Origin of the sequence: Sphingomonas sp. BK036 (genome assembly GCF_004216825.1) — a bacterium.
GTDB lineage: Bacteria > Pseudomonadota > Alphaproteobacteria > Sphingomonadales > Sphingomonadaceae > Sphingomonas.
Genome location: NZ_SGXR01000004.1, coordinates 331,907 through 342,573, shown reverse-complemented (window position 1 = coordinate 342,573; position 10,667 = coordinate 331,907). Strand labels below are relative to the sequence as shown.

The 10,667-nt window shown below is 67.9% G+C and carries 11 protein-coding genes and 1 pseudogene; 5 read left to right on the top strand and 7 right to left on the bottom strand.

Annotation, left to right across the window (positions count from 1 at the left end):
• Window positions 1–49 precede the first annotated feature (49 nt).
• Complete coding sequence (locus EV283_RS08670) at window positions 50–319, bottom strand: hypothetical protein (protein ID WP_130324454.1); 270 nt, start codon at window positions 317–319, stop codon at window positions 50–52.
• A gap of 59 nt (window positions 320–378) precedes the next feature.
• The gene (locus EV283_RS08665; RefSeq protein ID WP_130324452.1) at window positions 379–1,347 is read right to left on the bottom strand and encodes a cysteine synthase A; all 969 of its coding nucleotides are present in this window, start codon (window positions 1,345–1,347) and stop codon (window positions 379–381) included.
• Between the two features lie 195 nt (window positions 1,348–1,542).
• Here EV283_RS08665 and EV283_RS08660 point away from each other — a divergent pair, with 195 nt between their 5' ends.
• The 3 genes from EV283_RS08660 to aat all read left to right on the top strand — a co-directional run bounded on the left by EV283_RS08660 (window position 1,543) and on the right by aat (window position 3,488).
• Window positions 1,543–1,926, top strand: coding sequence for a hypothetical protein (locus tag EV283_RS08660; protein WP_056417506.1), 384 nt, complete (start codon window positions 1,543–1,545; stop codon window positions 1,924–1,926).
• A gap of 123 nt (window positions 1,927–2,049) precedes the next feature.
• Complete coding sequence (locus EV283_RS08655; protein ID WP_130324450.1) at window positions 2,050–2,760, top strand: ParA family protein; 711 nt, start codon at window positions 2,050–2,052, stop codon at window positions 2,758–2,760.
• On the top strand, window positions 2,757–3,488 hold the full coding sequence (aat, locus tag EV283_RS08650; RefSeq protein WP_130324448.1) for a leucyl/phenylalanyl-tRNA--protein transferase: 732 nt from the start codon (window positions 2,757–2,759) through the stop codon (window positions 3,486–3,488). Before EV283_RS08655 ends, aat begins: the two co-directional genes overlap by 4 nt.
• Window positions 3,489–3,523: 35 nt before the next feature.
• On the opposite strand, the pseudogene EV283_RS19610 reads toward aat, so the two are convergent.
• The 5 genes and pseudogenes from EV283_RS19610 to EV283_RS08625 all read right to left on the bottom strand — a co-directional run.
• Window positions 3,524–3,757 (bottom strand): annotated as a pseudogene (locus EV283_RS19610) (DUF2155 domain-containing protein); the annotation flags it as partial.
• Between the two features lie 197 nt (window positions 3,758–3,954).
• Window positions 3,955–4,347, bottom strand: coding sequence for an NADH:ubiquinone oxidoreductase subunit NDUFA12 (locus EV283_RS08640; RefSeq protein ID WP_056417497.1), 393 nt, complete (start codon window positions 4,345–4,347; stop codon window positions 3,955–3,957).
• Between the two features lie 112 nt (window positions 4,348–4,459).
• Complete coding sequence (locus EV283_RS08635) at window positions 4,460–4,960, bottom strand: DUF192 domain-containing protein (RefSeq protein WP_130324446.1); 501 nt, start codon at window positions 4,958–4,960, stop codon at window positions 4,460–4,462.
• Complete coding sequence (locus EV283_RS08630; protein ID WP_242615878.1) at window positions 4,957–5,601, bottom strand: cold shock domain-containing protein; 645 nt, start codon at window positions 5,599–5,601, stop codon at window positions 4,957–4,959. The genes EV283_RS08635 and EV283_RS08630 overlap by 4 nt, the downstream gene beginning before the upstream one ends.
• A 90-nt stretch (window positions 5,602–5,691) precedes the next feature.
• Window positions 5,692–6,180 (bottom strand): RecX family transcriptional regulator, encoded by a 489-nt coding sequence (locus EV283_RS08625; RefSeq protein WP_107957598.1) that lies wholly within the window; start codon window positions 6,178–6,180, stop codon window positions 5,692–5,694.
• A gap of 244 nt (window positions 6,181–6,424) precedes the next feature.
• Here EV283_RS08625 and EV283_RS08620 point away from each other — a divergent pair, with 244 nt between their 5' ends.
• Together EV283_RS08620 and EV283_RS08615 are read left to right on the top strand one after the other, a co-directional pair.
• Window positions 6,425–8,188, top strand: coding sequence for a fatty acyl-AMP ligase (locus tag EV283_RS08620; protein ID WP_130324444.1), 1,764 nt, complete (start codon window positions 6,425–6,427; stop codon window positions 8,186–8,188).
• Between the two features lie 120 nt (window positions 8,189–8,308).
• Window positions 8,309–10,666: a GGDEF and EAL domain-containing protein gene (locus EV283_RS08615; protein ID WP_242615877.1), complete on the top strand. Its 2,358-nt coding sequence runs from the start codon at window positions 8,309–8,311 to the stop codon at window positions 10,664–10,666.
• Window position 10,667: the final 1 nt, after the last annotated feature.

Sequence of the window (10,667 nt, the reverse complement as noted above, 5' to 3'; positions counted from 1 at the left end):
ACGCAATACGCTGCCACTCAGCCCCAAACCCCAACGCCCCCAGCGCCAGCTACTGCGCAGGCGCCTGCGAGTTAGCGCTCGGCGCAACCCCCATCTCGGCAAGCGGTTCGCCCGCCCCAGCCGGGTCGACCAGGTTCGAAACGCCCATGTTCGCGACCACGTCCGGCTGCGCGGTGCCCGCGGTCGCGACCGGGCGCTCGCGGTTGGCCGAGCCGATGATCGCGCTTGCCAGCCCGATCAGAAGGACGACCGCCGCCAGCCCGATCATGCCGACCTTGATGCGCTGCGCCGTCTGCGAGGGGTCATGTGGTAACTTCATCTTGCCGCGCCAGGATACCCGACCATCGCGCCGCTGTCGATTCCCGCGCATCCGGGCGATCAGCCGAGCCCCTTGGCCGCACGCCATGCCGGATCGTACAGCGTCGAGAGATAGCGGAATCCGGTGTCGCACAGGATCGTCGCGATCCGCTTGCCCGGCCCCAGATGCCGCGCGAGCGCGACCGCGCCCGCAACGTTGATCCCCGACGACAGCCCCAGGCACAGCCCTTCCTCGTCGAGCAGCCGGCGGACCCAGGCATAGCCCTCCTGGTCCGAGATACGGAACTGCGTGTCGATCGGCGCACCCTCCAGGTTAGCGGTGATCCGGCCCTGCCCGATCCCCTCGGCCGCCGACGATCCCTCGGACTTCAGCTCGCCATGCGCGTAATAATTATACAGCGCGGCGCCGTGCGGATCGCTCAGCGCGATGCAGACGGTTTCATCCTTGGCCTTGAGCCCCAGCCCGACGCCCGCGATCGTCCCGCCGGTGCCCGCCGCGCAGGTAAAGCCGTCGATCCGGCCGTCCATCTGCGCCCAGATCTCCTCGGCGGTGCCGACGATGTGCGCGCGGCGATTGGCGGTGTTGTCGAACTGGTTCGCCCAGATCGCCCCAGGCGTCTCCTCGGCGATCCGGCGCGAGGTGTGAACGAAGTGGCACGGTGACGAGAACGCCGCCGCGGGGACCAGCACCAGCTCGGCGCCGAGCGCGCGCAACGTGTCCATCTTCTCGCGGCTCTGCGTCTCGGGCATGACGATGATCGTCTTGTAGCCCTTGGCATTGGCGACCAGCGCCAGGCCAATCCCGGTATTGCCCGCGGTCCCCTCGACGATCGTCCCGCCGGGCTGGAGCAAGCCGCGCTGCTCGGCGTCCTCGACGATGAACAAGGCCGCGCGATCCTTCACCGACGCGCCGGGATTCGCATATTCGCACTTGCCGAAGATATCGCAGCCGGTGGCCTCGCTGGGGCCCTTGAGGCGGACGAGCGGGGTGTTGCCGATCAGGGCGAGCGTATCAGGTGTCGTTTGCATGGGGGGTATGTGGCGTCCCCGGCCAGCGCGGGCAAGCGAGCGAAACTTTGCCGCGCCAAAAACGACGCTTGGGGGCGGTCGTCGCGGATCTGCCACGCTTCGTCACTGGCCTTGCGACTGCGTGGCGCACGCCCGGCGCGCGACGGGCCATAAGCCTTGACGCTCCATGCTGCATGCGCGAAGCGATGTTCCGCTATGAAAATCCTCCCCATGACCGCCGTCGCCGCGCTGCTCGTGCTGGCTGCCTGCAACTCCAAGCCTGCTTCGCCCGAGGTGATCGATACCAACCCGGATCCGATGGCGAACACGCTGGCAAACGCCGCACCGGTCGTGCTGCCGCCCGCGATCAAGTCCGAGCAGACGCTGCGCTGCAAGGACAACAGCCTGCTCTACGTGACGTTCTTCCAGGGCGACAAGCAGGCCGTGGTCCGCACCAAGAAGGGCGGCACCCCGACCACGCTGAAGTCCGAGGTTGCCGGCGCGCCGAAGACCGCCGAGGGCGGCTGGTCGATGACCGGCGACGAGGCGAGCGTCACGCTCACCGCGCCGGGCAAGTCGGCCCAGACCTGCCACGCCTGATTGCCTGCCACGCCTGATTTCAGGTCGGCACCGAGAGTCCTGACGGCCGGCGGATCTTCCGCCGGCCCTTTCTTTGTGCCGCGCGCTCTTGCCCTTACTGCCCCGGACCGGCACCGTAGCGTGATGGCAACAGTCGCGATCTACAGCCTCAAGGGCGGCGTCGGGAAGACGACGCTATCAGTGAACCTCGCATGGTGCGCCGCAACGCTGTCCGCGCGCCGCACCTTGCTCTGGGATCTCGATCCGCAGGCGGCTTCGACCTGGGTGCTCGGCGGCCCCGGGAAGGCGGACCAGGCACAGGCGATGTTCTCGAAGGACGTCGCCGTTGCCAAGCAGGCGCGGCCGACTCCCTATCGCCACCTCGACCTGATCGCCGCCGACGCGTCGCTGCGCGGTCTCGACCAGCTGTTCCACGATCTCGACAAGAAGAAGCGCCTCGCCAAGCTGCTGGGCGAGCTTGCCGGCTATGACCGCGTGATCCTCGATTGCCCGCCCGGGCTGACCGAGACCGCGGACCAGGTGATGCGCGCCGCCGACCTGATCGTGATCCCCGTCATCCCCTCGCCGCTGTCGACGCGCGCCTATGACGCGGTCGTCCAGCATCTCGGCGGTCGCACCGCGCTGCTCCCCGTCCACGTCATGGTCGACAAGCGCCGCGCGCTCCATGCCGAGGCGTTGGCGCGGCACCCAGACTGGCCGGTGATCCCGATGGCCAGCGGGATCGAGTCGATGGCGGTCAGGCGCGCGCCCGTGGGCGTGTTCGCGCCCCGGTCAGCCGCGGCGCAGGCGTTCGCCGAGCTGTGGCGCCGGATCGAACACAACCTCGCCGCATGAGCGACATCCTCGATCCGCAGATCGTGCTCGGCGCCTATTCGGTCGGCGTGTTCCCGATGGCCGACAGCCGCGACGCCGCCAGCGTCTATTGGGTCGAGCCGCGCCGCCGCGCCGTCCTGCCGCTCGACGGTTTCCAGCTCTCGCGCTCGCTGCGCAAGACAATCGCGGCCGACCGGTTCCAGATCACCGTCGACACCGCGTTCGAGCGAGTCGTCGAGCTCTGCGCCGAAAGCGTCGCGGGCCGCCCCGAAACGTGGATCAACGACGGCATCGAACGCGTCTTCCAGACTCTCCACGCGATGGGGTTCGCGCATTCGGTCGAATGCTGGGACGGCGGCAAGCTCGTCGGCGGGCTCTACGGCCTCGCGCTCGGCCGCGCGTTCTTCGGCGAGAGCATGGTCAGCCGCGCCACCGACGCATCGAAGGTCGCGCTGGCGCATCTCGTCGCGCGCCTGCGCGCAGGCGGGTTCAGCCTGCTCGATTGCCAGTTCCAGACCTCGCACCTCGCCTCGCTCGGCGCGATCGAGATCGACCGCGCGGATTACGTGGCGTTGCTGGGGGCCGCACTCGACGGCGCGCTCGGCCCCGCATCGTCGGTCGCAGGCGCTGCGGCCGCGGGCGATTTCTTCGCGCTCGATCGCTTGGCGGGCAAGGCCTCGGCCGCCGGCGCGGTATCGGGCCCGGTCGCGGGGAAGGTCATCGCGCAGCTCTTGGTCCACACGTCGTAGATCGGATGCTGCACCGCGTTCAGCGCGGGGCGTTCCTTGTACAGCCAGCCCGAGAAGCTCCGCCGCCATTTCGTGTCGACGCCGCGCACCAGCACCTGGACGAACGCGCCGGTCAGCTGCTCCTGCTCCCATGGCGCGGTCTGTTCGCACGCGCGCAACCGCAGCACGACATCGCCCATCCGGGTCGCCTGGCCGGGCTTGAGCGTCACCTCGCGGGTTTCGCCGTTACGCTTGTTGAGCAGCCCGAGCACCGCCACGCGCTGCGCCATCGGCGTACCGCCGGTGGCGATCGTCGCCGTGCCGGTATCAAGCGTCTCGATCGAGGAATTGGCCGGCTCGTCGACGCCCGGCAGCTCCTGCTGGACCGCCGCCACCTTCGCCACGGGCGTGGTGAGCGCGCGGTATCCGAACCAGCCGCCCACCCCCAGCACCACGACCAACACGGCCGCGGCGAGCCAGCGCATGATCACCCTTCGGGCGTCCAGGCTTCATAGTCACCCGTCGCGGCAGCCCGCTTGCCACCCTTTTCGAGCGCGCCCGACGGCCGATAGGCAAGCGCAGTGCCGGTCATGTTGGGAACGGCCGGCTTCTGCCAGGTACGTACCGGCGGCAGCGCGCGCTCGGGCACGTCGTCGACCTGGTGATGCAGCCAGCTGAACCACGCGGGCGGCACACGGCTCGCGTCGGTGGCGCCCTGATAGATCACCCAGCGGCGCGGATTACCCGACGTGTCCTTGCCGCCCTGGTAATAGACGTTGCCGAGCGCGTCCTCGCCCATCTTCGCCATGCTGCGCAGGCCGAATTTGGTGCCGAGGGTGGCGCCGTTCCACCACGTGAAAGTCGATGCGAGAAAGCCCATGCGCCGCGCTTAACCCGAGTGGGGGCAGGCTTCAACCATGATGATGCGGCAGGACGGCAAAGTCCGCGATGGAGAGCGCAGCCGAGCTGACAAAACGCCGTCGCCCGCCCGCTCAGTCCGCGCGTTTGTCCCACGTCACCAGGTCGCCCTCGGCGATCCCCAGTTCGGCCGACCTGCCCCCCATCAGCTCGAGCACCGCCCCGACCGGCTCGCCCGACGGCACCGGCGTTTCCGAGAACGGCACCGTGTTCTCCGCGATCCGCGCGATCGTGCCGTCCGCACGGATATAGACGATATCCAGCGAGCTCGGCGTGTTCTTCATCCAGAAGCTTGCATCCACCGGCGCACCGCCGGTCGAGGGATAGGGCCAGAACAACATCCCACCATCGGGCTTCAGGTCGGTGCGGAACATCAGCCCGCGCGACTGCTCGTCCTGCGTCTTGGCACGCTCGACGGTAAACGCATGCGTCCCGTTCGTGCTCTTGATCGTCAGCTTCAGCGTCGCGACCTTCGCCGTTTCGGACTCATCTCCGCGGTTCATATACGCCACACCCCCGGCGCCGACGCCCAGCGCCAGCACCCCGGCCAGTACGGCCTTCGCAACCAAACTCATCCAAGACCCTCTTCGACTGCGACGGCGAGCGGCCCCTTGCGGCCTGCGACGACGCGGGCGCGCAGCGGCTGCTCGGGCTCGACCGTCTCGATCCCGGCACGACGCAGCGTTTCCATATGGACGAAGATGTCGCTGCCATCCGACCCCCGTACCAGAAAGCCATAGCCCTTCAACCGGTTGAACCATTTGACCGACACCGGCTCGAACGGTCCGGCGGCATCGATCATCGCGATCGGATCGATCCGGTCGGGCGATGCGGGCGCGCGGACGGGCTCCTCGACCGCGTTGGTCATGTCGATCGAGACGATCTCGCGCGCCTGGAACCCGCGGCCACGCTGGACCGACAGCGTCTCGACTCGCGCGCCCTCGGGCAGGCTGCGGCGGCCATGTGGTTGCAATACCGAGAAATGCACGAGGATGTCACCGACGGTCGCGTCGTCCGCGACCGCGAAGCCGAAGCCGCGCGTCACGTCGAACCATTTGATCACGCCGCCGATCGCGCGCACCTCGACGGCGTCCGGGGCAGCCACGAAGGCCTGCCCCGCAACGATGTCCGAAATCGGCCCCCCGACCGCGGTTTTACCCTCGTCCCCGACCGCGACACTTGCCGCGATCATCGTCGATCCGGTTTGCGTCGTCATGGCCGCACCCTGCTGCGTCTACGCATTGTTACACCCCTGAACCCTAGCTAGCATGCTTCGTCCCGGTCGCAACGAATCCGTTGCAATAACTCAGCCGAAATCGATCGATTCTGGGTCATCGGATGGCGGAGTCGCAACAATTTTACGCGCCAGATCGAACCGGTGCCCCGCCCGCAACATTGCGCCGAGCTGTTTGTCATGGAGCTTTCGATCGCCCTCGCCGCTGCCATAGGGCCCGATTCGCTTGCGCCGCGCGAAGGCGAGCGCCGATTCGACGGCGCGATCCGCGATCGCCGGCGCGACCGAGTCCGCATCGCCCTCGTCGATCCCCGCCTCGCGAAACGCCCCTGCGACACGCCGCGCGCCCAGCCCGCGTCGCTGCATCGCCGCCGCGCGCTGCTCGGCAAAGGCGCGGTCGTCGACATAGCCGAGATCGGCCATGCGCTGCGCGAGTTCGGCGGGATCGGCCGGTGCCGCCGCCGCGCCATCGTCCCAGCCGCGCTCACGGATCTTGCGCCCCAGATAGTCTGTCAGCCGCCCTCGCGTCGTCGCGAACCGCTCGACATAGCGCAGCGCCATCCGCTCCAGCGCCGCGGCGTCGAGCGGTTTGGGGGGCGCGCGCTCGCCGCCACGGGCTCCACCACGCCCGGCTGAGCGCGCTTTGCCGCGCTTTTCGGGACGCCCAGGCGCCTGATCGGGGTCGTCATCGTCGGACACGCCATCATTGTGCCACACTGACACCCGAAGTTGAACGGCTAGAGTTGAGATAGGCGTGGTGCGTTCAGCCGCCATGCCGGGCACGACGCCAGAGACAGGAACTGCGATGACGACCGAAACGCTTCATAAGGACGGCCAGACCGCGGCGACGATCGTCGCGACGCCGACCGAGGACGTGCTGCCGCGCCGTTTCGCCGATTTCGGTACGCTGGGCGAAGCGCTCGATTACGCCGCGACCGGTAACCGCGGGCTTAATTTCCATGATGCGCGCGGCACGTTGTCGCAGCCTTATCCCTATGCGCAGCTGCGCACCGATGCGCGCGCGATGGCCGATCGCCTGATCGCCGCGGGCGTCGGCCCCGCCGATCGCATCGCGCTGGTCGCCGAAACCGGTCCCGAATTCGCCGCATTGTTCTTCGGTGTCGTCTATGCCGGCGCATGGCCCGTGCCGCTGCCGCTGCCGACCTCGTTCGGCGGTCGAGATTCCTACATCGAACAGCTCCGCGTCCAGCTTGCGAGCTGCGATCCGAAGATGCTGATTTTCCCGCCCGAACTCGCGCAGATGGCGGGCGAGGCCGCTCGGCTGTCGGGCACCGTCGGGATCGACTGGTCCGAGTTCGTCGCCCGCGAGGCGCCGGTCGCGACCCTGCCCGAGGCGAAGCCCGACGACATCGCGTATCTGCAATATTCGAGCGGTTCGACGCGCTTCCCGCACGGCGTCGTCATCACGCACGCGGCGTTGCTCAACAACCTCGCCGCGCACAGCCACGGCATGGCGGTGTGCGACACCGATCGCTGCGTATCGTGGTTGCCCTGGTACCACGACATGGGGCTGGTCGGCTGCTTCCTGTCGCCGATCGCCAACCAGGTCTCGACCGATTATCTCAAGACCGAGGATTTTGCGCGGCGTCCGCTCGCCTGGCTCGATCTGATCAGCCGCAACACGGGCACGACGCTCAGCTATTCGCCGACCTTCGGCTACGATATCTGCGCGCGCCGCATGTCGAGCCAGACCAAGGCGAGCGACCGCTTCGACCTGTCGCGCTGGCGCGTGGCGGGCAACGGCGCCGACATGATCCGCCCCGACGTGATGCAGTCGTTCGTCGATGCGTTCGCCGATGCGGGCTTCAAGGCGACCGCGTTCCTCCCGAGCTACGGCCTTGCCGAGGCGACGCTCGCCGTCTCGCTGATGCCGCCGGGCGAAGGCATCCGCGTCGAGCTCGTCGAGGAAACGCAGCTCTCGGGCGGGAGCCGCGGCAATGACCGCCCGCAGCGCTACCGCGCGATCGTCAATTGCGGCAAGCCCGTCCGCGACATGCGGATCGAGATCCGCGAAGAGGACGGCACGCCCCTCCCCGATCGTGCGATCGGCAAGGTCTGGTGCAGCGGCAAGTCGGTGATGGTCGGCTATTTCCGCGACGATGCCGCGACTGACGCGTGCATGGCGGACGGTTGGCTCGATACCGGCGACATGGGCTATATGTCCGACGGCTATATCTACATCGTCGGCCGCGCCAAGGACATGATCATCGTCAACGGCAAGAACCACTGGCCGCAGGACATCGAATGGGCGGTGGAACAGCTTCCCGGTTTCAAGGCGGGCGATATCGCCGCGTTCGCGATCACCACGCCCGGCGGCGAGGAGACCCCTGCTGTGCTGGTCCAGTGCCGCAGCTCGGACGAGTCCGAGCGGCTGCGTCTGCGCGATGAGATCCGCGAGCGGGTCCGCTCGGTCACGGGGATGAACTGCCTGATCGAACTCATCCCGCCGCGCACCTTGCCGCGCACCTCGTCGGGCAAGCTGAGCCGGGCCAAGGCGCGCAACCTGTATCTCAGCGGCGACATCAAACCCTATGATATCGCCGCGTGACGGACTGACAGCGCCATAAGTGACGGCGTTTCCGTTAGATTTGACCAAAACGAGGTTAGTTGGATCCGAATTGGGGCAGTACATACGTTCTGATAACCAGCCGATCCGTATGACAGCAGCGTGACCAAGTCCCCGCCTCTTCCGTCGAGCCGCATTGCCGTCGACATCGCCACGCTGTTGGGGATGCGCGAGGGCGGCGATCCGGTGTTCTGGAGCCGGATTCGTGCCGGGCAATTGTTTGCAGGCCGTCGCGTCGCGCTGTTCCTGCTCGCCAGCAACGTCCTGGCGACGCTCGCGATCGCTTGGCTGGTCCGCGGCATCGTGCCGCACTGGCAGATCGCGGCCTGGGTGCCGTTGGTCGTCACCGCCGCGGTGTGGGTCGGGTTTCGCCGACTTGCCACGCATCCTCGCGGCGATGGCTATGCCAGCCTGCGCGATCTGCGCCGCACGATGTGGGACGGCTTCGTCCTCGCGCTCGTCTGGTCCGCGGTGCCGGTGTTCTTCTGCACGCACGCGCCGACCGGGACGACCGCGGGGCTGGGCCTGACGCTTGCGGTGCTGATGGCGACCGCGGCGCTGGCGATGGCGCCGCTCGCACTCGCGACGCTCGTGTTCCTTGGCTATCTCGGCGCGGCGATGGTCGTGCAGCTGGCGTTTGCGGGCAGTTCGGCCGCTGCGCTAGGGCTGTTTCTGTTCACCGGCTTGCTGATGGCCGCGTGCCTCCACCGCGCACGCGCGCTCGTCGTGATCCGCGCGGGCGAGCTCGTGCTCGACGATCGCAACGAGACGGTCAGCCTGCTGCTCGGCGATTTCGATGCCACGCGCGCGCACTGGCTCTGGGAGACCGACTCGAACCGCCGCATCGTCAAGGCCGGCGCGCGGTTCGCCTCCGCCTGCGGGGTCGATCCCGCCAGCCTCAACGGCCTGCCGCTGCTGCAGGTGCTGGCGGGCCCGTCTTGGGACACCGGCGAGTTTGATTCCGGGCTGCGAACGCTCGCCGAACGGCTGAAACGGCGCGAGAGCTTCCGCGAACTGCGCCTCCCCGTGCGGATCGACGGCGAGGATCGCTGGTGGGAAATGGCCGCCTCGCCCCGCTTCGACGACCACGGCGAATTTTACGGCTTCCTTGGTGTCAGCGCCGACATAACCCAACAACGCAATTTGGCGGACAAGATCAACCGGATGGCGCGCTTCGATACGCTGACCGGCCTGCCCAACCGGCTGATGGTCAACGAGACGCTCGTCAAGGCGATGGCGGACGCGGATCGCTGGGGTGGCCGCTATGCGTTCATGATGCTCGATCTCGATCGCTTCAAGGCGGTCAACGACACGCTCGGCCATCCGATCGGGGATCGACTGCTGGGGCGCGTCTCCGAGCGGGTCCAGCAGTTGATGGGCGTCAACGAGATTTGCGGGCGGCTCGGCGGCGACGAATTCGCGGTTGTGATCCGCGACGCCAGCGATACCGCCGCAGTCGAGCGGCTTGCCGAACGAATCATCGCCGCGTTGTCGCAGCCCTATGAGATCGACGCGCATACGCTCCATATCGGTGCGAGTATCGGGCTGGCGATGGGTCCCCGCGATGGGCGCACCGCCGAGATGCTGGTCCGGTCGGCCGATCTCGCGCTCTACCGCGCCAAGGATGCGGGACGCGGCGTCTTTCGCCGGTACGAGCCTGAACTACACGTGCAGGCGGAAGAGCGCCGGGTGCTCGAGGCGGCGTTGCGCGACGCGATCGAGAATGGCGAGATGCACCTAGTCTACCAGCCGATCGTCGAGACCGGCAGCCAGCTGCCCTGCGGGTTCGAGGCTCTGTTGCGCTGGACCAGCAGCGAATTCGGCAGCGTGTTACCGGCCAAGTTCATCGCGCTCGCCGAGGAGACCCGGCTGATCGGGCCGATCGGGGCGTGGGTGGTCCGGACCGCGTGCGAGGAGGCTGCGCGTTGGCCATCCGACATGCGGATCGCGGTCAACGTTTCCGCCGACCAGCTGCGCAATCCCGGTTTCGTCACCACGATCGCGTCGGCGCTGGCGAGCACTGGCGTTTCGCCCGAACGGCTCGAGCTCGAGGTGACCGAAAGCGTGTTCATGCACGAAGGCCTCGGCGCGACCCAGATTCTCGACCGGGTCGCCGAACTCGGCGTGCGCCTCAGCCTCGACGATTTCGGCTCGGGTCATTCGTCGCTCGGCTATCTTAGCCGCACGCGCTTTTCCTCGCTGAAGATCGACCGCAACTTCGTCCGCGACGCCGCCGGCGGGCTGCGCGAAGCCGTGGCGATCGTCCGCGCCGGGATCGCGCTTGCGACGAGCCTGGGGATGGACACGACCGCAGAGGGCATCGAAACCAAAGCCGAACTCGGCGTCCTTCACGAGCTTGGCTGCACGCATGCGCAGGGTTTCTTTTTTGGCCGACCGATGTCCGCCGAAGACGCCCGCGCGCTCGCCAACCGCGAGTGGAAGGACGCGGTCGCCGCCTGAT